Origin of the sequence: Nocardia farcinica, from assembly GCF_001182745.1 — a bacterium.
In the GTDB taxonomy this organism is placed as follows: domain Bacteria; phylum Actinomycetota; class Actinomycetes; order Mycobacteriales; family Mycobacteriaceae; genus Nocardia; species Nocardia farcinica.
Genome location: NZ_LN868939.1, coordinates 1,289,832 through 1,313,371, shown reverse-complemented (window position 1 = coordinate 1,313,371; position 23,540 = coordinate 1,289,832). Strand labels below are relative to the sequence as shown.

Here is a 23,540-nt window from a genome sequence, read left to right as displayed (position 1 = left end):
GGTCAGGATCTGGTCTGGGCACACCACTGTTCGAAGAACTTGCGTTCGCTGCCGAGCACACGGTGCAGCAACTGTTCGGCCAGCGGTTCGATGGCGCGTCCGACCAGGGGGACCTTGACCTCGAGCGAACCGTCGACCTCGATCTCACTGCCCTGCGCGGTACCGCGCAACCGCTGGATGCCCGCCATGGTGGCGGTGATGCCGCTGGTGGTGACCCGGAAATCGCCCTCGGCGGCACCGCCGGTGAGCGGGCGCCAGTCGTCGGTGCGGTCGAACACGAGCTCGCCGGAGAGGACCTTGCTCACCAGGGCGGGGATCTTGTCCCGGCGGGCTCGTTCGGTCATGTGGATGCGGGCGGTACCCGGCCCGCCGGGATGGGAGATGTCCAGCGTCGCGGTGGACGCCTCGGCGAAACGCGCCTGCCAGGCGTCGTCGCTGGTGAGTGCCCGGTGCAGATCTTCGACCGGAACGCTGTACGGCACGGTGAAGCGGAATTTTCGGGACATGGCCGCCACCGTAGCCGAGCCCCTCGGTAGCCTGTGGCCGTGTCGGAAACCAGCCAGTCCGAAATGCGGACGACCCGGCTGCGGCGGGCCAGGATCGGCGTGCTCACCGCGGCGACCGTGGTCAGCGTCCTCATGGTGCTGCTGGTGTTCGCGGCCTGGCGCAACGACTATCTGATCAGTTCGGACAAGGGCGTCACCACCGCCGAGGTGCTCTCGGCGGGCAGGCTGCGCTCGGCGGTGATGTATGTGACCCCGGACGGGGAGACGCACAACCCGAAGGTCGGCGTGCTGTATCCGACCAACCTCACCGCGGGCGAGCGCATCAACGTCGAGTACAGCCGCAGCGATCCGGATCTGGTGCGGGTGGCCGGGCGCGACGTGCGGGTGGCCATCCAGCCCGCCCTGTCGGTGATCGTGGTGGCCTGGCTGCTGGCGTTGCCGGTGTGGTGGCTGCTGGTGCAGGCGGGCAGGCGCGAACCCGTGGCGGTCGACTGAGCTGGGCCGACGGCGAGGAGTTCGCCGGAACTTTCCGCAGCCTTCACGTCGGTGTGGCGCGGTGGCGCGGCGCGCGGGTCACCCTGGAGTCGTGCGCGTAGCCATCGTTTCGGAGTCGTTCCTGCCGAACATGAACGGCGTGGTCAACTCCGTGCTCCGGGTGCTCGACCACCTGTCCCGGCACGGCCACCAGGCGCTGGTGATCGCGCCGGACACCCCGCGCGGCCTGCCCCCGGCCCCGCGCGAGCACGGCGGGGTGCCGGTGTACCGGGTGCCCGCGGTGATGGTGCCGAAGATCAGTTCGCTGCCGGTGGGGCTGCCGCAGCCGGGCATCACCGACGTGATCGCCGATTTCGACGCCGACGTGGTGCACCTGGCCTCCCCGTTCCTGCTCGGCGCCGGTGGTCTGGCGGCCGCGCTGCGGCTGGATCTGCCGACGGTCGCGGTGTACCAGACCGACGTGGCCGGGTTCGCGCAGAGCTACGGTCTCGGGTTGGCCGGGCGGGCGGCCTGGAGCTGGACCCGGCGCATCCACCTGCGCGCCACCCGCACGCTGGCGCCCTCGCGCGCGGCGGCGGCGGATCTGGCCGCGCACGGCATCCCGCGGGTGTACCGCTGGGGGCGGGGCGTGGACATCGCCCGCTTCACCCCGTCGGCGCGCAGCGCCGCCCTGCGCGAGCGGTGGCGCGGCGGCAGCGACCGGCTGCTGGTCGGTTTCGTCGGCAGGCTGGCGCCGGAGAAGCACGTGGAACGGCTCGCGGTGCTGGCCGACGATCCTGGCCTGCGGCTGGTGATCGTCGGCGACGGCCCCGAGCGCGCCCGGCTCGCGCGGTTGATGCCCGACGCGGTGTTCACCGGCGAGCTCGGCGGGCAGGAACTGGCCACCGCCTACGCGAGCCTGGACGTGATGGTGCACGCCGGAGAGCACGAGACCTTCTGCCAGGGCGTGCAGGAGGCGCTGGCCAGCGGCGTGCCGGTGATCGGCCCCGACGCGGGCGGGCCGCGCGATCTGATCGCGCACTGCCGCAACGGCTATCTGCTGCCGGTGGATCGTTTCGAGGAGCTGCTGCCCAGCGCGGTGGCGGCCCTGCGCGATCCGGGGGCGCGGGCCCGCTGTGGCGCGGCGGCCCGCAAGTCGGTGCTGCACCGCACCTGGCCCGCGATCTGCACCGAACTCATGGATCACTACGCGGCGGTCACCGGCATCGACAACCGGTTGTGGCGTACGGCATGACCGAGTTGTCGCGGCGCGCGCGTCGCGGCCACTAGTGTCGAGGACGTGGCGAGAACAGAGCAGCGGGAGTCGTTTCGGGCGTCGCTGGACAAGCAACCGCACGAGGTCGCGTCGATGTTCGACGGGGTCGCCGAGCGCTACGACCTCACCAACACCGTGATCTCGATGGGCCAGGACCGGTATTGGCGGTGGGCCACCCGTAAGGCGCTGGCGTTGCGGCCGGGCGAGCGGGTGCTCGATCTGGCGGCGGGCACCGGGGTGTCCACGGTCGAGTTCGCCAAGTCCGGCGCGTGGTGCGTGGCCGCGGATTTCTCCAAGGGGATGCTCGCGGCGGGCAGTTTCCGCGAGGTGCCGATGGTGGCGGGCGACGCGATGGCGCTGCCGTTCGCCGACGAGAGCTTCGACGCGGTGGCCATCTCCTACGGCCTGCGCAATGTGGCCGACCCGGATCTGGCGATGCGGGAGATGCTGCGGGTGACCAAACCCGGCGGGCGGCTCGTGATCGCGGAGTTCTCCACCCCGGTGATCCCGGTGTTCCGCACCGTGTACATGGAGTACCTGATGAAGGCGCTGCCGCGGGTGGCGCGGGCGGTCAGCAGCAACCCGGACGCCTACGTGTACCTGGCCGAGTCGGTCCGGGCGTGGCCGAACCAGCGGCAGCTGGCGATGCGGATGGCGGCGGCGGGCTGGTCGTCGGTGCAGTGGCGCAACCTCAGCGGCGGCGTGGTGGCGCTGCACCGCGGCTATCGACTGGGCTGACGGTGAGCCCGGCCACACCTCACCGCCCGGAATCGGCGCGGTGAGGGCGATTGTGATCTGCCGATAACGCGGGGTAAATCCGGCGCAATCGGCGATCCGCATGATCGAGGGCATGTCGGACGCACCCACCAGCCCCGCTGCGGGCACCGCCCGCACGGCGTGCTCGTACTGCGGCGTGGGGTGCGGCATCAGCGTGCAGACCACGGTGCAGGGCGGCGACGGCGTCGCGGGTGCGGGCAAGCGCGTGCTCGCCAAGGTCGGCGGGGATCCGCGGCACCCGGCGAACGCCGGCCGGCTCTGCACCAAGGGCGCCACGCACCTCGAGCTGATGCGCGCGCCCGGCCGCATGGAGACCGCCTACCGCCGCCCGCAACGCGACCAGGTCCCGGTCCCGATCCCGGTCGACGAGGCCGTGCACGAGGTCGCCGACCGGTTGCGGGCCATCCTCGACGAGCACGGGCCCGACGCGATCGCGCTCTACGTCTCCGGGCAGATGTCGTTGGAGGCGCAATACCTGGCGACCAAACTGGCCAAGGGCTTCCTGCGCACCAAGCACATCGAGGCGAACTCGCGGCTGTGCATGGCCTCGGCCGGGACCGGCTACAAACAGTCGCTCGGCGCCGACGGCCCGCCCGGCTCCTACGACGACATCGACCACGCCGATCTGTTCTTCGTGATCGGCGCGAACATGGCCGACTGCCATCCGATCCTGTTCCTGCGCATGGCCGACCGGTTGAAGGCGGGCGCCAAGCTGATCGTGGTGGACCCGCGGCGCACCGCGACCGCCGACCGGGCCGACCTGTTCCTGCAACTGCGGCCGGGCACCGATCTCGCGCTGCTCAACGGACTGCTGCACCTGCTGGTGGCCGACGGCGCGATCGATGCGGAGTTCATCGCCGAGCACACCGAGGGCTGGGCGGCGATGCCGGAGTTCCTGGCCGACTACCCGCCCGCCCGGGTCGCCGCGATCACCGGCCTGGCCGAGGACGATCTGCGGACCGCGGCCCGCTGGATCGCCGAGGCGGGCGAGTGGATGTCGCTGTGGACGATGGGCCTGAACCAGTCCACGCACGGCACCTGGAGCACCAACGCCCTGTGCAACCTGCACCTGGCCACCGGCGCGATCTGCCGGCCCGGCTCGGGTCCGTTCTCGCTGACCGGCCAGCCGAACGCGATGGGCGGGCGCGAGATGGGGTACATGGGGCCGGGCCTGCCCGGCCAGCGCTCGCTGCTCTCGGCGGCGGACCGGGCGTTCGTGGAATCGGCGTGGGGGCTGGCGCCGGGCAGCCTGCGCGCCGAATCCGGACCGGGCACGATCGAGATGTTCCGGAGCATGGCCGCGGGCGAGATCAAGGCGGCCTGGATCATCTGCACCAATCCGGTCGCCTCGGTGGCCAACCGCAAGACCGTGATCGCGGGTCTGGAAGCGGCCGAGCTGGTGATCACCCAGGACGCCTACACCGACACCGCCACCAACGCCTACGCCGACGTGCTGCTACCGGCCACGCTGTGGGCCGAAGCCGACGCGGTGATGGTGAATTCCGAGCGCAACGTCACCCTGATGCCGCGGTGCGTGGACCCGGTCGGCGAGGCCCGGCCGGACTGGCTGCTCATCGCGCAGGTCGCCACCGCGATGGGTTTCCCCGGCTTCGAGTACGGCTCGAGCGCCGAGGTGTTCGCCGAGATCACCGGTTTCGCCAACCCGGCCACCGGCTACGACCTGCGCGGCATGAGCTACCCGGCGTTGGCCGAGGGCCCGATGCAGTGGCCGTGCCCCGACCCGGCCCGGCGGCGCAATCCGATCCGCTACCGCAACGACGGCGTGAGCCAGGAGCTGTTCGTCGACGAACACGGGCACCGGCCCCGGCTGGCCTTCCCCACCCCGAGCAGGCGCGCGGTGTTCTGGCCGCGCCCCCACCTGGACCCGGCCGAACTGCCCGACGACGACTATCCGTTCGTGCTGAACACCGGCCGCCTGCAACACCAGTGGCACACCATGACCAAGACCGGCCGCATCGGCAAGCTCACCAGACTCGACGGCGAGCCGTTCGTGGAGGTGCACCCCGAGGACGCCGAACGGCTCGGGGTGCGGCCCGGCGACCAGCTCGAGATCGCCTCGCGGCGTGGGCGGGCGGTGTTGCCCGCGCGGATCAGCGACCGGGTGCGGCCCGGCGGCTGCTTCGCGCCGTTCCACTGGAACGACGAGCAGGGCGAGTACCTGACCATCAACGCCGTCACCAACGACGCGGTCGACCCGGATTCCTGGCAGCCGGAGTTCAAGCAGTGCGCGGTGGCGTTGCGGCGGGTCGCGCCGGTGCCGCGGGCGGGCGAGCCACGTCCCGAGGCCGCGGCGCCGCAGCATCCGCTGGCCGCGCTGCTGGGCCTGGACGCGGCGGCGACGCCGACGCTGTCGGAGACCGAGCGGATCTACCTGGGCGGGTATCTGGCCGCGCTGCAATCGATTCCGGTGACCGGGCAGCCGGTGCTGCCGGACTCCGCGCCGGTCGCCGGGGCGAGCCGGGTGTGGATCGACGGCCTGTTGGCGGGCATGTACTCGCGGGCCGCGGTGACTGCCGATGCCCCCGTGCCGGTGGCGAAGCCGGTGACCGTGCTGTGGGCGTCGCAGACCGGCAACGCCGAGGATCTGGCCGCGGCGGTGGCGCAGCGATTGAGCGGGGCGGGTTTCGCGCCCCGGCTGCTCGACATGGATTCCTGCGCGTTGGACGCGCTCGACGGTGACGTGCTGATCGTCACCAGCACCTTCGGCGACGGCGGACCCCCGGACAACGGCGCGGACTTCTGGGACCGGCTCGAAGGCTCGGCCACGCGGTTCCCCGGGTTGCGTTATGCCGTGTTCGCCCTGGGTGATTCGGCCTACGACGACTTCTGCGGCCACGGCCGCAAGATCGACCGGCTGCTGGCCGAGCGCGGAGCGCGGCGGCTGCTAGAGCGGGTGGATTGCGAACCCGACCACGCGGAGCGGGCGCAGCGGTGGCTCGACGAGATCGTCGCCGTGTTGGGGCAGGGCGGCGGCGTACCGGGAGGGGCCGCATCCGGCACCCGGTGGGCAGGTCCGCCCGGTGCCGACGGTGTGGCGGACGGTGCCGCAGGCGGCGCGACGGCCACCGCCACCGCGGTGCTCACCAAGCCCGCCCGGCAGGCCGCGCCGTTCACCCGCAACGCCCCCGTTGCCGCCCCGCTGATCCGCAACGAGGTTCTCTCGCATCCGGATTCGGTCAAGGAAGTGCGTCGGGTCGGTTTCGACCTGCGTGATCTGGGCGTGTCCTACGAGACCGGCGATTCGCTCGGCGTGTGGCCGTCGAACTGCCCCGATCTGGTGGCCGAATGGCTGGCCGCCACCGGACTGGACGGCGGTCGCGGCATCGAGATCGACGGGCGGGAGCTGCCGCTGGCCGAGGCGCTGCGCACGCACTACGACATCACCCGCGTGAGCCACGACCTGCTGACCTTCGTGGCCGAGCGCAACCCGAGCCAGCAGCTCGCGAAGCTGCTGCGCCGCGACAACCGCAACGAACTCGACGGCTACCTGTGGGACCGGCAGGCCGTGGACGTGCTGCGCGACTTCCCGGTGCGCGCCGACCTGATCGAGTGGCAGGGCGTGCTGACAAAGCTCCAGCCACGCCAGTACTCGATCTCGTCGAGCCCGCTGGTCGACCCGCACGAGGTGCAGCTGACCGTCGGCGTGGTGCGCTACGGCGAGTCCGGGCGACGCGGCGGGGTGTGCTCGACCTTCCTCGCCGACCGGGCCGATACCCGGGTGCCGATCTTCCTGCAACGGGCACCGCACTTCCGGCCACCGCTCGACCCGGCCGCGCCGATGATCATGGTCGGCCCCGGCACCGGCATCGCGCCGTTCCGCGGGTTCCTGCACGAGCGGCGCGCGCTCGGCGCCACCGGGCGGAACTGGCTGTTCTTCGGCGATCAGCACGCGGCGCAGAACTTCTACTACCGTGCCGAACTCGAGGACATGTTCCGCACCGGCTTCCTCACCCGCCTCGACCTGGCGTTCTCCCGGGACCAGCGGGAGCGGATCTACGTGCAGCACCGCATGATCGAGCACGGCGCCGAACTGTGGGCATGGCTGTGCGAGGGCGCGCACCTGTACGTGTGCGGCGACGCCGCGCGCATGGCCAAGGACGTCGACGAGACGCTGCTGGCCATCGCCCGCATCCACGGCAAGCTCGACGAGGACGGGGCGCTGGCCTTCCGCAAACAACTCGTCGCGGAGAAACGCTACGTCCGCGACGTCTACTGAGCCACGGGTGGATTCAGCCGCGCGAAGTCCGGCAGCCGGTGGTACGGGAGTGCGGCGACCTCGTCGCCAACGCGCGGCTGGTCGCGCGCACCCTCACCGACCCGCGGCAAGGCAGGCTCTTCCGCGCCGTCATCGCCGCCGCCACCTGCGATTCCGGCGCCGCCGACGCGCTGCACCGCTTCTACGACGTCCGGCTCACCGAATGGGGCCCGTGCGTGGACGACGCCGTGCGGCGAGGGGAGGCGCCGCCGGGCACCGACCCGCGCGCGGTGCTCGCGGCGGTGTCGGCGCCGCTCTACTACCGGCTGCTCGCCAGCGGGGACCCGATCGACGACGCGGCCGCGGTGGCCGCGGCCGAGGCGGCGGTCGCGGCCGTCACCGCGGGCGTGTTCGTCTCCTGACGCAGGCCCTATGCCGGCCAGCGCGGCGAACGACCCGTCTTGGACAGGATGCGGTGCAGCGGCGGGGCGTCCGCCGGCACCGGCACGGTCGGGCCGAAGAGGCCGGGCACGCCCTCGGACGGCACGCCGTCGAGCATCTCCAGCAGCACCGCCGCGTGGGCGTCGGCGCAGTCGAACGGCTGCCCGGTGGCGCGGGCCAGATCCCAGCCGTGCACCACCACCTCGTCGAGTGCCACGACCGCCATCGCGGCGGCGTCGTCGGTGACACCGCCCGCCTCGGTCCTGCCGTCCCAGGCGGCCGGTTCCTGCCAGGCCGCGGCGAGCGCCTTCAGCCGCGCGGCGATGCGGGTGCGCCAGTCGGCGGGCAGCTGCGGGTCGGCGGGGATGTCGGCGGGCCCGGACCGGCCGACCGACTCCTTGGTGGCCGCCTGGCGGAACGCCTCGGCCAAGCCGTCGACGTGCACCAGCAGCGCGCGCACGGTGGTGTCCGCGCACGGCGTCGGCGCGTCGAGCTGGTCGTCGCGGATACCGGCGACCACCGACGCCAGCGCGGTGGTGGCGGGTTCCAAGTCGAAGCGGGGCTGCATGCGGGTCCTCCCGGGCGTCGGTGCGGTTCATCGATGCAGACGATGCGGGCGCCGCGGAATCATCGGCCGGGGAGACGCGCGCCACGCGGCGGTTGCCGGGGTTGCGGCGCGGGAGCATGCTCGAACTGCCGGACTGTTGAGGGCCCGTCGTCGGGGTACCCCGCGGCGACAGGCCGGGCAACGGCTCCGGCGGCAGACAGGATCGGAGAGGAGCGCACGATGGTCGATCGCAGCACGTCTCGCGCGGTGCACGAGGTTCCGGTGCAGGAGGTTTCCGAGGCCGACCTCGCCGAACAGGCCACCCCCGCCTACCCCGACCCGGAGGATCCCGAGGTGACCGTCGAGGATCCGCACCCCACGACGGTGGGGCGCGAGGTCTGGGAGGCCGACCCCGCCGACGTCCTCGAACAGTCGATCCCGGTGCCGATGGACGACGAGGACCGCGAGGTCGAGTAGTCCCGGTCCGCAGCCTGGGGGCTTCAGCCTCAGGGAGCGATCTTGGCGCGCACGGTGGCGTGCAGTTCCCGGAGGCTGGAGCGCTCGGTGATCACCTCGAGCACGCGCAGGCCGTGCGCGTCACCGGCCAGTTCCGCGGCGAGTTCGGCCGGGTCCACCTGGCGGTGCGGGATGCGATAGGCCGCGCACAGCGCCGCCAGATCCATCCCGTGCGGGGTGCCGAACACGCGCTCGAACACGCCCGCGTACTGCGGGTCGCCCTGTTCGAGCAGTTCGAAGATGCCGCCACCGTCGTCGTTGGCGACGACGATGGTCAGATCGGCGGGGCGCGGTTCGCCGCGCCCGATCAGCAGCCCGGCCGCGTCGTGCAGGAAGGTCAGGTCGCCGATCAGGGCGATGGTGCGGCCGGGGTGGGCGAGGGCGGCGCCGACCGCGGTGGAGACCGTGCCGTCGATGCCGGCCACGCCGCGGTTGGACAGCACCCGCACCCCCGGCCGCGGGGTGGCCACCAGTGCCGCGTCGCGCACCGGGTTGGAAGCGCCGAGCAGCAGCTGATCGCCTTCGCGCAGCGCATCCATCACCACCGCGGCCACGTGCAGGCCGGTCGGCTTGGGATGCCCGGCCAGTTCGGCGCGGACCACCTGGCGGGCCTTGTCGTCGAGTTCGCGGCAGTGCGCCAGCCACTCCGGCCGCGGGGCGCCCGAGGTGACCGCCCTGGTGCCGGTGCCGACGACGTTGCCGGACACGTCGGGCCAGCGCGGGCCGGTGGTGAGGGCGTAGACCGTGACCGCCGGGTCGGCCAGCAGGCGCGACACCTGCCGGTGCAGGGTGGGGCGGCCGGTGATGATCGCCTGGCGCGGGGTGAGCAGCGGCAGCGCCAGCGGATGCAGGGCCGGGCCGTGCATGGGCGCGGTGGGTTCGGCGACCGTGGGCAGATGCGCGAGTTCGGGACGCAGACCCGCGCCGTGCCCGGACACGACGACCGTGTCCGGGGTCAGGTCGATCTCGAGCGGCACGTCGAGGGTGGCGTACTGGGTGGCCGTCCACGGCGCGCCGCCCGCCCGGCCCGCGGGCTCGGCTTCGCCCTCGGCGAGGTCGGGCACCAGCGGCTCGCGCAGCGGGATGTCGAAGTGCACCGGCCCGGCGTTGCCCGAGCGGGTGCCGCGGGCCGCGGCCAGCACCCGGCACACCGCCGAACGCCACACGCTGTTCTGCTGGTCGTAGGAGCCCGCACCCGCACCGTCGGCTTCGGCGAGGCCGAGGGAGATGGTGGCCCGCACCTGGCTGCCGAACAGGCCGAGCTGTTCCACCGTCTGGTTGGCGCCGGTGCCGAGCATCTCGTAGGGCCGGTTGGCGCTCAACACGATCAGCGGCACCCGCGCGTAATTGGCCTCCAGCACCGCCGGTCCGAGATTCGCGACGGCGGTGCCCGAGGTCATCACCACCGGCACCGGCGCACTCGCCGAGATCGCCAGGCCGATCGCCAGGAATCCGGCCGTGCGCTCATCGATGCGCATGTGCAGCCGCAGCCGCCCCGCCGCGTCGGCGGCCTGCAACGCGAACGCCAGCGGCGCGTTGCGCGACCCCGGGCACAGCACCACGTCGCGGACGCCGCCGCGAACCAGTTCGTCGACGACAACTCGGGCCTGCGCAGTTGACGGGTTCACGCCTCCAGCCTGTCAGATCGACCCGCCCCGAGCGCGGTCACCCTGGTCACACAGACCGCGGCAGTCGGCCCGCCGAGGGCCGGCCGCCGCGGTCTCCGGCGCGGTCAGTCCTGCGGTGCGACGCGGATGAGGTTGCCGTCCGGATCGGCGACGACGAAGGTGCGCCCGAACGGTTCGTCGTGCGGCTCCTGCACCACGGTGACGCCCTTGGCCTGCCACTCCCGGAACTTCGCGTCCACCTCGGCGCCGTCGGGCAGCGCCAGGCACACCTCGGAGGTGCGCGGCGTGGCGGGCGAGAGACCGTCGAACCGGCCCGACCACAGCGCCAGATCGGCGCCGGGGCCGAGGTCGAAGGTGATGTAGCCGGGCGTCTCGAAATCGGGCTTCATGTCCAGCAGGTCGCCGTAGAAACGGGCGGACGCGGCGGTGTCGTTGACGTAGACGAGGAAGACGATCGATGCCGTCATGGCGGTCCTTTCCAGGATCGGTTGCTGTTGCCCCGCCACTGTCGGGCAGATACCCGACACATTCCGGCGTGATTTCCCGACACACTGCAACGGTGACGCCCGACCGCTTCTTCGCCCTGTTGCTCGCCCTGCGCCCCGGACGACCGCTCACCACCGAGCACCTGGCCGACCAGCTGGGCGTCTCGGTGCGCACCGTGCTGCGCGATCTGAACTGGCTGCGCGACGCGGGTTTTCCGCTCGTGGTGCAGCGCGGCCGCCACGGCGGGGTGACGCTGCTGCCCGGCGGTCCGTTCGACATCGCGCGACTGACCCCGGCCGACCGCGACCACTTGGCCCTCGCCGGCCTGGACGACGCCCAGCGCGCCGCCCTTGGCGTCGCGGCCGAGGGCGAGCGCGTCCGGCGGAAGATGCGGCTGGGCCCCCGCCGCTCCCCCGACGGCCTGCTTCCGTTGAGCGCGGTCGTCGTCCCGGACAGCCGTCCGTGGTCCGCGCACGAGCCGCCACCGGACAGTTCCCCGGCCGCCCTGGTCCACGACGTGCGCCGCGGCGTCCGCCTACGCATCCGGTACCGGCACTCCCACGAAGACCGCCCCCGCTGGCGCGCCGTCGATCCCTACGGACTGCTCGCCAAAGCCGGAACCTGGTACCTGGTGGCCGACCACGACCGCCGCCCCCACCTCTACCGCCTGGACCGCGTGACATCCTGGCGCGCGCTCGATTCCCCGCGCCGGCTACGCCCCGGCGCCACCCTCGCCGACGTGGCGGCGGACCTGGTCGAGACCTGGAAGGACACCCACACCTACCACGTGGAAGCCGACATCGACCCCGCCCAACTCCCCCGCGCCGGCCGAATCCTCGGCCATCGGCTCACACCCCACCCCGGCGCACCGGGCGGGCGAATCCCCGTCACCATCGCCCTGCGCACCCCCGAGGACATCCGAATCCTCTTGCAATTCGGCAACAGCCTCACCGTCACCGCCCCACCGCAAGCCCGCACCCGACTACACGAACTGGGCACGGAGATAGCGCAGCTCTATTCCTCCCCGGGAACACGACCGGATTCCACGCCCCCGCGCGGATCCGAAACCCCCTGATCGACAACGCCCGCCGGGGCCGACAGCATGATGCCGCCCCGCACGAGCTCCCCCCTTGGAAAACGGCGGCTTTCGAACTCAGCAAGAAACCAACCGAGTGGTCGCGGCCCGTCTCGCGTTCGAGACACGAGGGGGCCGCGACCCGCCGCGCCGAAGGCGCGGCAAACTACACAGCGTGGCGCTGAACCAGGTCGCCCACGCGCGGCAGCGCCTCGATGACGTTCTTCTTGGCCGAGGAACGCATCGAGTTGTACACCTTCTGCAGCGCCGGGCGGCTCGAGGCCTGGGCGCGCGCATCGGTGACGGCCAGCAGGGCCTCGGCGACCTCGTCGGACTTGGCGACGAGCAGGTCGGCGAAGCGGCCCTGGCCACCCGCGGCCTTGAATTCCTGCCAGAACGGCTCCAGCTGCTCGAGCAGCTTGGGAGCCAGCGACTCCAGGGCGTCCGGCACGATCGAGGGGCTGATCTTGTTCACAGCCGCGTAGCCGCCCTTGACGGCCAGGCCCGACGCACCACCCTTGTCCGACACCTCGGCGTCCAGAACCTCCTTGGCTTCGGCAAGGAAGGCCGAGCGCTTCGCGTCGTCGAGCAGGGATTCAGACAGTGCTGCAACCACTTTGAGGGTCCTCCGGATCGATGTCGATGAACGAGCGCACGCCACTATACGCACCGGCGCACGCGCGCACGCGAGGCCGACCCGGCTATCGGGCCGCAGCCGGTCCGATCACGGCTGCCAGGGCAGCAGCTGCACCATCAGCGCTTCCGAGTCGGCGAGCAATTCGCCCTGCTCATCGCGCAATTCGGCGGTGACGAAGGTCTTTCGGCCCTCGACTCGATCCACCCGGCCGGTGACGGTCAACGGCGTCTCCAACGGTGTGATCTTGCGGTAGTTCACATGGAGGAAGGCGGTGCGGCTGATCGGCCTGCCGGAGTAGTGCACGATCATCCCGAACAGGTCGTCGAACAGCAGCGGGAGCACGCCGCCGTGCGCTGCGCCGTTGCCGCCCAGGTGGAATCGGCGGAACACGCCGGTCATGGTGATGCCGTCGGGCCCGGCCTCGAGCACGGTCCACGGCAGCATCAGCAGGCTGCCGCGACCGGGCAGGTCGACGGCGCGCCCGGCCGGGGAGTGCATTTCCGGGGCGCGGTAGGGCTCGAGCAGGTCGATCATCTCGCGGGCCTTGGCGAGGGCGGCGCCGTACACCTCGTCGGGGGCGTCGGCGGAGACGGCCAGATCCTGCAGGGTGCGCATCGCTTCGACGAAGGGACCGAAGTTCGGGCCGACCTGCGCGGGGGCCACCTTGGGGAAGCCGCCGTGCGATTCGTACCGGTCCGGGTCGATGGCGCTGGTGTCGATGCGCGGGCGGATCGCCGTCCCGGCGCGGTTGGCCGTTCCTTCGGCGTGCGCGCCGTCCGGAACAGGTTTCACTTCCTCGCTCATACCTGCACGGTATCGCGCGGCTTTACACCGTCAAGTCGACGGGGCGGCCGGTGGCCCTCGGTCTGGCGGAATCCGACGGGGCGATAATGCCCGCGTGACGTTCAAAAGCGAGCTGTGGCGCCCCGTCCCCGGGTTCGAGGACCTGACCGACATCACCTATCACCGGCATATCGAACAGGGCACGGTGCGGGTGGCGTTCGACCGGCCGGAAGTGCGCAACGCCTTCCGCCCGCACACGGTCGACGAGCTGTACCGGGCGCTCGACCACGCGCGGATGACCTCCGACGTCGGCGCGGTGCTGCTCACCGGCAACGGCCCCAGCCCCAAGGACGGCGGCTGGGCGTTCTGCTCCGGCGGCGACCAGCGCATCCGCGGCCGCAGCGGCTACCAGTACGCCAGCGGCGAGACCGCCGAAACCGTCGACCCGGCGCGCGCGGGCCGCCTGCACATCCTCGAGGTGCAGCGACTGATCCGGTTCATGCCCAAGGTGGTGATCGCCCTGGTCAACGGCTGGGCCGCGGGCGGCGGCCACAGCCTGCACGTGGTGTGCGACCTGACCCTGGCCAGCCGCGAGCACGCCCGGTTCAAGCAGACCGACGCCGACGTCGGCAGCTTCGACGGCGGCTACGGCAGCGCCTACCTGGCCAAGATGGTCGGCCAGAAATTCGCCCGCGAGATCTTCTTCCTCGGCCGCCCCTACACCGCCGAGGAAATGCACCGGATGGGCGCGGTCAACAAAGTCGTCGACCACGACCGCCTCGAGGACGAGGCCCTGGAATGGACCGCCGACATCAACGGCAAGTCCCCCCAAGCGCAGCGCATGCTCAAATACGCCTTCAACCTCCTCGACGACGGCCTCGTCGGCCAGCAATTGTTCGCCGGCGAAGCGACCCGCATGGCATACATGACCGACGAAGCCGTCGAAGGCCGCGACGCCTTCCTGGAAAAGCGCGCCCCGGATTGGACGCCCTACCCCTGGTATTTCTGACCCCACCGACCGGGTGATCCATCGCAGGAACCGCACTCATCGCTGCCCGTGCGTGGTTGCCCAGCGGGCGAAACTCAGGCGGGGGTGGAGGGTTTCGACGTCGGCGATGCTCATGATCGCGTTCAGCTGGATCATGTCGAGGTGGGCCGGGGACGGGGTGAGCACGGCGTCGACGTCGGCGGAGCGGATCTGATCGATCAGCGGGAGGACGGAGGGGCGGGGCCAGTACAGGCGGTAGCCGAGGTGGCGGGCCAGGCGCCGGATCGCGGCCTTGTCCCCCTCCGGCCACCGGCTGACCTCGAGTGCGATCCACCCGAACGCGGTGGGGTGTGCGCGCAAGACCGTCTCCCTCCCTCGAACCGTCACTGATGACACCGATATCCCCGGCCGCGACAGCGGCTGCGACCGTCGGCGGGTGCCCGCTGACAAGCTATGAGAGGGCGTGCACAAGACTTGTCCTCGAAGGACAAGCCTGTCGGAGGCCGTCCTACCGCAGGTGATTCACCCGCGGTGGTCGGGACCGATTCCCAACCGCCATGCCAATCCGCGTAATTCGCGGCCGTGCGCGTCACGTCGAGCCGAGCGCAACTGACCGGCTACCGCTTCTCGGACGAAGAAGTCGCACCGGACGCGTTGAGGTGCAAGCTTTTCCGCCCGCAGGAGTAACGCGAGCCCGCGCTGGCGATGCCGCGGTTCGATCAGCAGTGCCCGTCCGGCCTCCGCGAAATAGTTCGCCTGGCGTACGGGGCTCGGGATTGCCGCAACCGGAACGTCACTCGCTGTCTCCACAGCCCGGGCACCGTCACCCAGCTCCAGGCCGATGGACGAGCGCCAGATGGCGACATTCACCTCCCCGAACCAGAAACCTCCGAAGGCGCCGACGGGCTCTTCCATCCGACGCGCCACCTGCGCAGCTTCCCGTAGATGGGTCTCGGCCGTCGCCCGGTCGGCCTGCACCGCAGCAGCGAGCGCGGCGTTCAAATGCAGCATTCCGTACACCTGGATGACATCGGAATCATCCAAATGGCCGCGAATTCGATCGGCCATCGAGACAGCGCGGAGGTACTGCCGTTCGCGCGAGACTTCTCCGCCGACGCTGCCACGCAACCACACCGCGAATCCCATCCACGCGGGTGACTCCAGCTGTTCCGCACATTCGCGAACCGCCTTCGCGGCCAACAACGGCAACCCGCGCCCGCCGAGGCGCTTGGTAGCCCAGGCCATCGCGTCGTAACACGTGATCAATCCGACGAGAATGTCCCGGCGTCGTTGCGGATTGTGCACGTAAGCCCCGTGAAGTTCCGCCAACAACGGCGGCACCAGGCTGCCCTGCGTCGCGTAGTCGGCTGCTTGCCTGCACTCGGCGACGCGGCGGAGATCGTCAGCTATCTGCGGCCACGGTCGAGCCGCGACACCGGAGTCCTCCCCCAACTCGCACACCTCGAGCGCCTTCTCGAACGCGACCAACGTCGCGTGCGCCTCGGACGAGGGCCCTTCGTTCGTCTCCCACGGCCGCCCGCTGAACTCCGACGGCGCGACCCGCAAGGCCGCCGCGAGCGCTTCGAGCGTGTGGCGATTGGTCAGCGCCTGCTCGCCGCGTTCGATACGCCCCAGATACCCGAAGGAGATTCCGGCCAGACCGGCGGCGGCCGTCAAACTCAATCCCCTCCAGAGCCGGATTTCGCGCACGCGCCGACCCACCTCGTTCGGGGGAATCTCGTTCATCCGGCCCCACCCCTCCGCGCATCGGATCCGTCCAGCCCAGGGTAGACCGGCCCACGCACCCGCGACCGCCGCTTCTCCACAGGCCGTCCGTCCGACACGGCAACTGTCCACAATGCCGGGAGCCTTGCGCCCCGAGACCCCGGATTCCTGGTACTTCTGAGCATGCGGGACTTCCGCGACCGACACCGCGCGACCACACCGAAGGGATCCGCGAATGGACATTCTCAGCAGCCGAGTGATCCTGCGCCCGAAGGACTACGGCACCACGCTCGCCTTCTACCGCGACGGGCTGGAGCTGGCGGTGGCCAGGGAGTATCCGGGCGGCACGGTGTTCTTCGCCGGGCAGTCGCTGGTGGAGGTGGCCGCGCACGGCGGCTCGGGGCGGGCGAACAGCTTCGAGGGGGCGCTGTGGTTGCAGGTGCGCGACGCGGGCGCGGCCTCGGTGGAGCTCGCGCTCAAGGGGGTGCCGATCGACCGGGCGCCGCAACAGGAGCCGTGGGGGCTGATCGAGATGTGGATCAAAGATCCGGACGGTGTGCCGATCGTGCTGGTCGAGGTGCCGCCGGAGCACCCGATCCGGCGGGATTCGCGCTGGTCGGAGCCCTGAGTGCGGGCGGAAGCGCCGGTCGGGCGGCGGCTGCCGAGTTGCCAAGCGCGTACCCGGCGAGGACCATTACGGCGTAGCGGCACCCGGCCGTCGATGCCCGGGACCCGCAGTCCCCGTCCTGTCCGACGAGTGAATCGCAGTCTCGATGCCTGGCTCCGCGCACCCCGTGACGTTCCGACCCACCCGTTCCGCGCGCGGCCGTGCGCCCATGACACGATCCCTATCGTGAGGCCCTGCTGCGAGCGAACCATGAGCTGGAACGAGGTCGCGTCGTGAGCAACACCCTGCGAACGCTGCCGATGCCCACCGGATCAGGCGTCGGGGATGTGCTCCCGCATCTGCGCGAGGCGATGGAGGGCAACGGCCCGGCGTGGCTGCCCATCCCCACCACCGATCGGCGCGAGGCCCGCCGCTTGGCCGACGCGTTGCGCCCCGGCGACCCGATCGACGACGACGTGGCCCTGGTGGTCACCACCTCCGGCACGACCGGCGTGCCCAAGGGCGCGATGCTCAGTTCCTCGGCACTGCGAGCCAGCGGCACCGCCACCCATGACCGGCTGGGCGGGCCGGGCACCTGGTTGCTGGCGCTGCCCACCCATCACATCGCCGGTCTGCAAGTGCTGATGCGCAGCATCCTGGCCGGAACCGAGCCGACGGTGCTCGACGTTTCCGGCGGCTTCCTGCCCGAGGCGCTGGCCGGGGCGATCTCCGGCATGCGTGGCGAGCGCCGCTACACCTCGCTGGTGCCGACCCAGCTGATCAAGGCGATCGAGGAGCCCGAGGCCGCCGCGGCACTGGCCGACCTGGACGCGGTGCTGGTGGGCGGCGCCGCCACGCCGGCGCCGGTGTACGAGCGGGCCAGGGAACTCGGCATCAACGTGGTGCGCACCTACGGCATGAGCGAGACCTGCGGCGGCTGCGTCTACGACGGTGTGCCGCTGGCGGGCACCCTCGTGCGGATCGAGGACGGCCGGGTGGTGCTCGGCGGGCCGATGATCGCCAAGGGCTATCGCGGCCAGCCCGACCATCCCGCCTTCGCCGAACCCGGCTGGTTCCGCACCGAGGACGCGGGCACCTACGACAACGGCGTCCTCCAGGTCACCGGCCGTCTCGACGAAGCCATCACCACCGGCGGCCTGCTGGTGATCCCGCAGGTGGTGGAGGCCGTGCTGGTCACCCACCCGGCGATCAGCGAATGCGTGGTGCTCGGGCTGCCCGACGAGCGGCTCGGTCAACGGGTGGCGGTCGCGGTGGTGCCCGCCGAGGGCGCCCGGCCGACGCTCGAGGAACTGCGCGAGCACGTGGTGCGCGAACTCGACGCCATCGCCGCACCGCGCGAGCTGGCGATCCTCGACGAACTGCCGCTGCACGGACCCGGCAAGCCGAACCGCAACAAGCTGCGCGAACTGCTGCTCACCCGCTCGCACACCTGATCGGCGGTCGGCGCAAGCGCGACGCCATCGCGGTGCAAGCCCCGTGCAAGCGGGCCCGCGCACAGTCGTTGTCATGACATCACCAACCGCCATGACTTCACCGACCGCCGTACCCGCCGTCGAGGCGGACCGCCTGGTCAAGGTGTTCGGACAGCAGCGGGCCGTGGACGGCGTCAGCCTGACCGTGCCGCAGGGTGCGGTCTACGGCGTGCTCGGACCGAACGGGGCGGGCAAGACCACCACCATCCGCATGCTCTCGACCCTGCTGCGCCCCGACGGCGGCAGCGCCAGGATCTTCGGCCACGACGTGGTCGCCGAGCCCACCGCGGTGCGCTCGCTGCTCGGGCTCACCGGCCAGTACGCCTCGGTGGACGAGGATCTCACCGCCGTGGAGAACCTGGTGATCTTCGCCAGGCTGCTCGGCCTGACCCGTGCCGCGGCCCGCACCCGCGCCGCCGACCTGCTCGAGGAGTTCGACCTCACCGAGGCGGCGAACAAGCCGTTGAAGAACTTCTCCGGCGGTATGCGCCGCAGGCTCGACCTGGCCGCCAGCCTGATCTCCACCCCGCCGCTGCTGTTCCTCGACGAGCCGACCACCGGCCTGGACCCGCGCACCCGCGCCCAGATGTGGGACACCATCCGCAGACTCGTCGCCGACGGCGCGACCGTGCTGCTGACCACCCAGTACCTCGACGAAGCCGATCAGCTGGCCGACCGGATCGCGGTGATCGACCGCGGCCGGGTGATCGCCGACGGCACCGCCGACGAACTGAAGGCCGGCATCGGCGGTTCGTCCCTGCACCTCACCCTGGCCGACCGGGCACTGCTCGAGCAGGCGCGCCGCGTGATCGGCGAACTGCTCGGCGTGGAGGCGCAGATCACCCCGGAGGCGGGCAGGCTCACCGCGCCGCTGCGCGAGGCGGGCCTCACCACCGACCTGCTGATCCGGCTGCGCGAACACGACATCGCCATCGACGAGATCTCGGTCAGCAAACCGAGCCTCGACGAAGTCTTCCTCACCATCACCGGCCACCCGGCCGACGACGACACCGAACGGAGCGCGGCATGACCACCGCCACCGCCACCCGCACCGCGGCCACCGCCACCGCACCCACCCGAACTCCCCGGGCCGACAACCACATCGGCCTGCGCCGCACCCTGGCCGCCTCGTTCACGATGGCCTATCGCGGTGTGCTCAAGATCAAACACAAACCGGAGCAGCTCTTCGACGTCACGGTGCAGCCGATCCTGTTCACCGCGCTGTTCACCTACATCTTCGGCGGCGCGATCTCCGGGAACGTGCACGACTACCTGCCCATCCTGATCCCCGGCATCCTCGTGCAGACGGTGGTGCTCACCTCCGTGGTGACCGGCACCCAGCTGCGTGAGGACATGGACAAGGGCGTGTTCGACCGCTTCAAATCCCTGCCGATCGCCCGCATCTCGGCGCTGGCCGGAGCGCTGATCGCCGACATGGTGCGCTACGGCATCGCCACCGCGCTCACCGTGGTGGTCGGTCTGTGCCTGGGGTACCGGCCGGGCGGCGGCTCGGCCGGGGTGCTGGCCGCGTCGCTGGTGATCGTGCTGTGCTCGTTCGCCATCAGCTGGATCTGGGCGCTGGTCGGGGTCACCGGCAAGAGCGCGGCGTCCGTGCAGGGCATCTCGATGATGGTGATGTTCCCGCTGACGTTCATGTCCGGCGCGTTCGCCCCGGTGCAGACCATGCCCGGCTGGATGCAGGCGATCAACCACGCCAACCCGGTCTACTACATGGTCAACGCCTGTCGTGAACTGATGAACGACAACTTCTACGGCAGCAACCTGGCCTGGTCGCTGATCGGCTCCGCCGCGGTCATCGTGATCTTCGCACCGCTGACCGTGCGGGCCTACATGCGCCGCGCCTGAGCGTCGGTCCGGGATCGCGCGTCGCGGTCCCGGCCTTCGCCGTCGGCCACCGGGAAGCTCGCCCGGAGCAGCTCGATGATGCGGTGCGCGGCGGCGAGCCTGCCGGTGACCGCGCCCGCGCGCACCGCCGCGTCGAAGCGGTCGGCGCCGACCCGCGGGGTGTGCAGGTCGATGTGGCGGCGCAGCGTCATCGACGGATAGTCCTGGCGGGCCACGGCGCGGGCGGCGAGCACGAGCAGTTCCAGGCCGGTCGCCGAGGACGGGTCGAGCGCAAGCAGCCACGACCCGATCGCGCAGGCCGCCGACCCGACCTGCGGCAGGTCGTAGAACTGGGCGAGCCGGACCGCGGCACCCGCGGCCACCTGATCGGCCAGTGTCGCGGCCCGGTCCGCCCGCCCGTGCAGGACGTGCGCACCGATCGCGGCGGCGGCCAGCATCAACCCGCCCGGCCCCGGCACCAGGTTGTCCTGCGGCCAGCCGAGCAGATCCAGGGCGCGGTGGTAGTAGCGCAAGCCCGCATCGACATCGCCCTGGGCCAACCGCAATTCGGCGACGGCCGCGGCGACCGCGGAGAGCCGGTGGTTGCGCAGGATGCCGGGATCGTCGACGGGCGCGGGATGGGACCGGTCGGCCCCCTCGAACGCGAACTCCAGTTCCCGCGCGCCCTCCTGCGGCCTGCCGTCGGCGATCAACGCCACCGCGAGGAAGCTGCGGATCTCCATGATCTCCTCGTGCGCGCCGAGCAACCGCAGCAGTTCGACCGCCCGGCGGTAGTGCCGCACCGATTCGGCGTAGTGAGCGGTCTGCCCGCCGAGCTGGCCCAGGTGCTGGCACACCAGCGCGGTGCCCCACGGATCGCGGTCGCGGAGCAGTTCGAGCGCCCGTTGCGCGTCGCGGGTGGACCCGTGCACCAGACCGGCGTTCTCCCGCAGGTTCGCCCTGGCCACCAGCGCCGCGATGCGCACGTCGGGGTCCGGCGAGCGGGCTCCCTCGGCCAGCAGCCGGGGCAGGCGCCGGCCGGACAGGTCGGCGCAGGCGAGTTCGCCGAGCAGGCGCAGGCTCGGATCGAGGTCGCGCGCGCGGCGCAGCAACCGCCGGATCCGCATGCGGGTGGCGAGGAACGGACGTGCCTCGGCGCTGATGTAGACGGTGTGCACCGCGATCAACAGGCAGGCCAACATGTGCAGGTCGGCGTCGATACCGGCCGGATCGTCGCCCTCGGGCAGGCAGTCGAGCACGCGCGGCGCCCACGCGAGCAGATCCAGATGCGCGCCGCGCATCATCCACAGCAGTCCCGCGACCGGGAACACCCGGTACGCCGTCGCGCCGTCACCGCGGTCGGCCGCCGCGCGCAGCACCGCGACCAGGTTGTCGACCTCCTCGGCGACCGAATGCACCGTGGCCAGCTGCTCGGCGGCCCGGTAGCGTCGCAGGGCGTCGCGGGCGTAGCTGCGCCCCCACGCGGCCATGCGGGCGACGACCAGGTCGGCCTCCTCGGCCCCGAGCTGTTCCTCACCGAACTCGCGAACCGTCTCCAGCATCCGATACCGCACGCCCGTGCCCTCGGCCCCCTCGAGCACGGTCAGCAGCGACTGGCTCACCAACCCTTCGATGGCCTCCGCGGCGTCCGGTCCGCCCGCCACGATCTCGGCGGCCGCGAGCGTGAAACCGGCCGGGAAGCGGCACATCCGGCGCAGCGCGCGCTGCTGGGGTTCGTCGAGCAGGTTCCAGCTCCAGGCGATCACCGCGTGCAGGGTGCGGTGACGTTCCGGCGAGGTGCGGTCACCGGAACGCAGCAGCGCGAAGCGGTGTTCGAGGCGGCGCTCGATCTCCTCGACGCTCATGGTGCGGGTGCGCGCCGCCGCGAGTTCGATGGCCAGCGGCAGTCCGTCGAGCATCGCGCACAGCCGCGCGACCACTTCGGGGTCGAGGCGAACCGTGGGCCGCACCGCCCTGGCACGCGCGGCGAACAGTTCGGTCGCGGGCGAACCGGCCGGGTCGATCGCCAACGGGTCCAGGGGATAGACGGTTTCGGCGGTGATGGCCAGCGGCGCCCGGCTGGTGGTGACGACGGTCAGGTGCTCGCAGGCGCCGATCAGATCGGCGACCACCGCGGCGACCGCGTCCACCAGGTGTTCACAGTTGTCCAGGATCAGCAGGATCGGCCGGGCGGCCAACGCCTCGCGCAGCCGCCGCCCGAAGTCGACGCGGCCCGGGCGCAGCAGGCCGCCCGGTTCACGCACCACCTCGCCGAGACCGAGAGTCGCGCTGATCGCGGCCTCCACCTCGACGCGGGCGTCGGCACCAGGGCCGGAACGCACCGACGCCAACTCCACCAGCACCACCGGCTCGCGGCGGGTCATCCGCGCGCCGAGTTCGTTGGCGATCCGGGTCTTCCCGGTGCCGCCGGGGCCGAGCACCGTCACCACCCGTGCCTGCTCGACCAGCCCGAGCAGCGCCGTGAGGTCGGCTTCTCGCCCGAGCAACGGGTTCGGGGCGGCGCGCAGGCCGATGGCGGGATGGGTGCCCGGGGTAGTCGGCGCGCTGCCGCCGGCCGCCGCTCGCTCGTGCCCGGCACCCCGCGCCGGTCCGGCCGAAGCCGGGCGCGGGACCGGAACTACGGGCTCACCACGCAGGATCGCGGTGTTCATCGCGACCAGCGTGGGGCCGGGATCGGCGCCGAGTTCGTCGGCGAGACGGGCGCGGAAGGCGGCGAACGATTCCAGTGCCTCGGTCGGGCGACCGGTGGCGGCGAGCAGGCGCAGCAGGGCCAGCTGGGCGGGCTCGCTCAGCGGGTCCGCCGCCGCGGCGCGCCGGGCGATTCGCAGCGCGGCCTCGGTGTCGCCGTCGGCTTCGCGCAGGGTCAGTTCCACCGCGTCGAGGTCGGCGGCGAGGGCACCGGCGGCGGTGCGCAGGTCATCGGTGACGGGTCCGGGTGGCAGGTCGGCGGCGGGCTCCCCGCGCCACAGGGCGCGGGCGGCGGAAACGGCGGCGAGCCCGGCGGCCACGTCGCCCGCCGAACCGTTCGCACCGCGGACGTGCTCGCGGGCCAGGGCGAGCAGTTCCCCCGCCCGGGCGAGGTCGACCTGCGCGGGCCGCAGCAGCAGCCGATATCCGGCGGGCCCGGCCTCCACGGCACCGTCGGGCAGGGCGGCGCGCAGCCGGGAGACCTGCGTGTGCAGGGCGTTCATCGGGGCACGCGGCGGGCTGTCGCCCCAGACGTCCTCGATCAGCGACGTCGCACCGCGGTGCCGGCCGGGCCGCAGCGCCAGCGCGGTGAGCAGCAGCCGGGCGCGCACCCCCGGCACCGGCACGAGCGCGGCGTCGCGTCGCAGCGCGACCTCGCCGAGCAGACCTACGACGATCGCCTCGTCGCCCGACGAGGTGAGGGTGGGGGCCGGGCCGGCGAGGCCGCGCTGGTGTGCACACATGCCATCCGTCATCGTAGGTGAGAGCCAGCGCCGATTCCCCGCGCATTTTCCCGCCGTAACCGGCGGCA

20 protein-coding genes and 1 pseudogene are annotated in these 23,540 nt (G+C 71.8%); 12 read left to right on the top strand and 9 right to left on the bottom strand.

Annotated features, from left to right (window positions below):
- Positions 1-2: 2 nt before the first annotated feature.
- Positions 3-506, bottom strand: a complete 504-nt coding sequence (locus tag AMO33_RS23135; RefSeq protein ID WP_060594257.1) for a DUF2505 domain-containing protein — start codon at positions 504-506, stop codon at positions 3-5.
- A 63-nt stretch (positions 507-569) separates the two neighbouring features.
- Between AMO33_RS23135 and AMO33_RS23130 the strand changes: the two genes are divergently transcribed.
- The 5 genes and pseudogenes from AMO33_RS23130 to AMO33_RS23110 form a co-directional block, all read left to right on the top strand.
- Positions 570-1,001, top strand: a complete 432-nt coding sequence (locus AMO33_RS23130; protein ID WP_060594255.1) for a DUF3592 domain-containing protein — start codon at positions 570-572, stop codon at positions 999-1,001.
- Between the two features lie 91 nt (positions 1,002-1,092).
- Entirely contained in the window at positions 1,093-2,235 is a 1,143-nt protein-coding gene (locus AMO33_RS23125; RefSeq protein ID WP_060594253.1) for a glycosyltransferase family 4 protein, read from the top strand.
- Between the two features lie 114 nt (positions 2,236-2,349).
- Positions 2,350-2,994, top strand: a complete 645-nt coding sequence (locus tag AMO33_RS23120; protein WP_041560444.1) for a demethylmenaquinone methyltransferase — start codon at positions 2,350-2,352, stop codon at positions 2,992-2,994.
- A 112-nt stretch (positions 2,995-3,106) separates the two neighbouring features.
- Entirely contained in the window at positions 3,107-7,270 is a 4,164-nt protein-coding gene (locus AMO33_RS23115; RefSeq protein ID WP_060595108.1) for a bifunctional nitrate reductase/sulfite reductase flavoprotein subunit alpha, read from the top strand.
- A 53-nt stretch (positions 7,271-7,323) separates the two neighbouring features.
- Positions 7,324-7,671: pseudogene (locus AMO33_RS23110) on the top strand (TetR-like C-terminal domain-containing protein); the annotation flags it as partial.
- Between the two features lie 8 nt (positions 7,672-7,679).
- On the opposite strand, the gene AMO33_RS23105 reads toward AMO33_RS23110, so the two are convergent.
- Positions 7,680-8,258 (bottom strand): TIGR03086 family metal-binding protein, encoded by a 579-nt coding sequence (locus AMO33_RS23105; protein ID WP_060594252.1) that lies wholly within the window; start codon positions 8,256-8,258, stop codon positions 7,680-7,682.
- Positions 8,259-8,477: 219 nt separating this feature from the next.
- Between AMO33_RS23105 and AMO33_RS23100 the strand changes: the two genes are divergently transcribed.
- Complete coding sequence (locus AMO33_RS23100) at positions 8,478-8,714, top strand: hypothetical protein (protein WP_060594249.1); 237 nt, start codon at positions 8,478-8,480, stop codon at positions 8,712-8,714.
- 29 nt (positions 8,715-8,743) lie between these two features.
- Here the strand turns inward: AMO33_RS23100 and menD are convergent, their stop codons facing one another.
- Positions 8,744-10,381 carry a 2-succinyl-5-enolpyruvyl-6-hydroxy-3-cyclohexene-1-carboxylic-acid synthase gene (menD, locus tag AMO33_RS23095; RefSeq protein ID WP_060594247.1) on the bottom strand — a complete coding sequence of 546 codons (1,638 nt, stop codon included), beginning with the start codon at positions 10,379-10,381 and terminating at the stop codon, positions 8,744-8,746.
- A gap of 104 nt (positions 10,382-10,485) precedes the next feature.
- Entirely contained in the window at positions 10,486-10,848 is a 363-nt protein-coding gene (locus tag AMO33_RS23090) for a VOC family protein (protein WP_060594246.1), read from the bottom strand.
- Positions 10,849-10,940: 92 nt separating this feature from the next.
- Between AMO33_RS23090 and AMO33_RS23085 the strand changes: the two genes are divergently transcribed.
- Positions 10,941-11,942: a helix-turn-helix transcriptional regulator gene (locus tag AMO33_RS23085; RefSeq protein ID WP_060594244.1), complete on the top strand. Its 1,002-nt coding sequence runs from the start codon at positions 10,941-10,943 to the stop codon at positions 11,940-11,942.
- A 166-nt stretch (positions 11,943-12,108) separates the two neighbouring features.
- On the opposite strand, the gene AMO33_RS23080 is transcribed toward AMO33_RS23085, so the two are convergent.
- Positions 12,109-12,558 (bottom strand): DUF6918 family protein, encoded by a 450-nt coding sequence (locus AMO33_RS23080; RefSeq protein WP_011211670.1) that lies wholly within the window; start codon positions 12,556-12,558, stop codon positions 12,109-12,111.
- A 108-nt stretch (positions 12,559-12,666) separates the two neighbouring features.
- Positions 12,667-13,383, bottom strand: coding sequence for a PaaI family thioesterase (locus AMO33_RS23075; protein ID WP_240327299.1), 717 nt, complete (start codon positions 13,381-13,383; stop codon positions 12,667-12,669).
- Positions 13,384-13,477: 94 nt separating this feature from the next.
- Here AMO33_RS23075 and AMO33_RS23070 point away from each other — a divergent pair, with 94 nt between their 5' ends.
- Positions 13,478-14,371 (top strand): 1,4-dihydroxy-2-naphthoyl-CoA synthase, encoded by an 894-nt coding sequence (locus AMO33_RS23070; protein WP_011211672.1) that lies wholly within the window; start codon positions 13,478-13,480, stop codon positions 14,369-14,371.
- A gap of 36 nt (positions 14,372-14,407) precedes the next feature.
- On the opposite strand, the gene AMO33_RS23065 is transcribed toward AMO33_RS23070, so the two are convergent.
- Together AMO33_RS23065 and AMO33_RS23060 are read right to left on the bottom strand one after the other, a co-directional pair.
- Complete coding sequence (locus tag AMO33_RS23065) at positions 14,408-14,710, bottom strand: hypothetical protein (protein WP_011211673.1); 303 nt, start codon at positions 14,708-14,710, stop codon at positions 14,408-14,410.
- A gap of 162 nt (positions 14,711-14,872) precedes the next feature.
- Positions 14,873-16,096, bottom strand: coding sequence for a helix-turn-helix domain-containing protein (locus AMO33_RS23060; protein ID WP_060594242.1), 1,224 nt, complete (start codon positions 16,094-16,096; stop codon positions 14,873-14,875).
- A gap of 214 nt (positions 16,097-16,310) precedes the next feature.
- Here AMO33_RS23060 and AMO33_RS23055 point away from each other — a divergent pair, with 214 nt between their 5' ends.
- From AMO33_RS23055 to AMO33_RS23040, 4 genes are all read left to right on the top strand, one after another.
- The gene (locus AMO33_RS23055) at positions 16,311-16,703 is read left to right on the top strand and encodes a VOC family protein (protein WP_060594240.1); all 393 of its coding nucleotides are present in this window, start codon (positions 16,311-16,313) and stop codon (positions 16,701-16,703) included.
- Between the two features lie 299 nt (positions 16,704-17,002).
- A complete protein-coding gene (gene menE / locus AMO33_RS23050) occupies positions 17,003-18,136 on the top strand; it encodes an o-succinylbenzoate--CoA ligase (protein ID WP_050768343.1) in 1,134 nt (377 codons plus the stop codon).
- A 91-nt stretch (positions 18,137-18,227) separates the two neighbouring features.
- Positions 18,228-19,205, top strand: coding sequence for an ATP-binding cassette domain-containing protein (locus AMO33_RS23045; protein WP_060594238.1), 978 nt, complete (start codon positions 18,228-18,230; stop codon positions 19,203-19,205).
- Positions 19,202-20,041, top strand: coding sequence for an ABC transporter permease (locus AMO33_RS23040; RefSeq protein ID WP_060594236.1), 840 nt, complete (start codon positions 19,202-19,204; stop codon positions 20,039-20,041). The genes AMO33_RS23045 and AMO33_RS23040 overlap by 4 nt, the downstream gene beginning before the upstream one ends.
- On the opposite strand, the gene AMO33_RS23035 is transcribed toward AMO33_RS23040, so the two are convergent.
- Positions 20,023-23,472, bottom strand: a complete 3,450-nt coding sequence (locus AMO33_RS23035; RefSeq protein ID WP_240327297.1) for an AfsR/SARP family transcriptional regulator — start codon at positions 23,470-23,472, stop codon at positions 20,023-20,025. The two genes, AMO33_RS23040 and AMO33_RS23035, sit on opposite strands and share 19 nt — an antisense overlap.
- Positions 23,473-23,540 lie beyond the last annotated feature (68 nt).